Source organism: Commensalibacter intestini A911, assembly GCF_000231445.1.
GTDB lineage: Bacteria > Pseudomonadota > Alphaproteobacteria > Acetobacterales > Acetobacteraceae > Commensalibacter > Commensalibacter intestini.
In genome coordinates this window covers 1-1,732 of sequence record NZ_AGFR01000008.1, presented here as the reverse complement: position 1 = coordinate 1,732, position 1,732 = coordinate 1, and the positions used below count along the sequence as shown (strand labels likewise).

Here is a 1,732-nt window from a genome sequence, read left to right as displayed (position 1 = left end):
CTCTATATTCTTTAGAGTAAGTCTCGTATTAAAAGGGTAGGTGTTTATGTAACATCTACCCTTTTTTATTGTTTTCATTAAATGATTTATTTTAATAAATTGATTGTGTTATAGTGATGAATATAAATGTCTTTTATAAATGAGTTTAAGTTGTAATGGCAGTAATGGAGAGCAAGTTTGATGAGTGTAACAAGTGGATCAAATGATTTAAATAGTGTCGTAGAAAGTGATTATGCGAGTTCAAATATAGTTGTTAACGGTGCAAGTATGATATCGCCTGCTGATGAAGTAATGCCCCCGATAGTTAGTGTAGCAACAGTAATATCTTCTGGCGAAACTATGAGTGGTATTGCACTGCTTCCTGGTGGGGAGCTAAGTGTTTTATCGGGAGGTATTACGAGTTCAATATTGATTGATGGAGGCACTCAAAGTATTCTCTCTGGTGGAATAGATACTAATGTGCTTATTGATAACGGTCAGCAATATGTTATTGGTGGGGTAGTCACATCAGCATGGTTATCTGTAGCTGTAAATGTACTGCAACCTGGATCGACTGTAATTGGTAATAGTGTTTTTCAATACGCTACAAATACTGCGATACAGTATGTATCAGCAGGAGGAGTAGTAGATGGTGTTACGATTTGGGAAAGTGTGGGCGGCTGGATGGATGGCGGTCAAACACTAATAACGTTAGGTGAAGCAAAACAATATGTTCTAGATGGCGGAACTGTTGCAAATGCTATCGTAAGCGCTGGAACACAATATATTTCTTCTGGTGGTGTTGTCAATCATGTAATGCTCTCTGGTTATATGGGGCACTATTTTTCTTACCCTGCTACACAGTATGTTTATGATGGCGGCGTTACGAATAATACGTTTCTTGCAAGCACAGCACAACAATATGTATATTCGGGGGGGGGCGCTACTAGTACTACCATATATAGTCTTGGATCCTCTTTTGTGGATGTTGGTGGTGTAACGAGCGATGTTACTATTAATGGTGGCTATTTACAGTTAGATGGAACAGTTTCAGGAAGCATGATTATCCGTAATGGTGGTTATGCATCTATTGGAAGTGATGGAAAAATAGAAGGTAATGTTATCCTGAGTGCTGGTGGTAGTATGACTATTGGAATGTCTAATGGTGGTACTATTGATTTAGTTGGTGATCAGAATAAAGGTTTAGTAATTTCTGGTTATGTTGCAGGTCAGAATGACAGTATGACAACAGTGATATCGGGGCTAACAGCAGACTCTAATAAACAAGTAACGGTTGATGGATTACAAGGTGCGAATGTTTCCTCTGTGGCTTATCCAGATGATAACCATATTACGTTGCAATTATTAGATGGGACTTCACTAACCCTTAATATTGTTGGAATTAAAGAAAGTGGATACACATTAGGCAGTGATGCTAGTGGTGATTTAACCATGATTGTATGTTTCTTGTCTGGCACGTTGATTAAGATGGCCAAAGGGGTTTGTGCGGTTGAAGATCTTCAAGTTGGAGATACGATTTTAACTTATGATCCGCAGAGTAAGGCAAAAGTAAAAAAGAAAATTACGTGGGTTGGCAAACAAACAGCTCATGTGAATGCGAAATTACCAGATGATCAAGCGGGCTATCCAGTTCGTATTTTAAAAGATGCTTTTAAGAAGAATGTTCCTAATAAAGATTTATTAATTACCTCAGAACATTGTTTATTTATTGATGGTCATTTTGTTCCTGCTC

At 37.8% G+C, this 1,732-nt stretch carries 1 protein-coding gene; it reads left to right on the top strand.

Annotation, left to right across the window (positions count from 1 at the left end):
* Positions 1–180: 180 nt before the first annotated feature.
* The coding region (locus CIN_RS07225; protein ID WP_040364180.1) for a Hint domain-containing protein at positions 181–1,732 on the top strand (1,552 nt) is incomplete at its 3' end.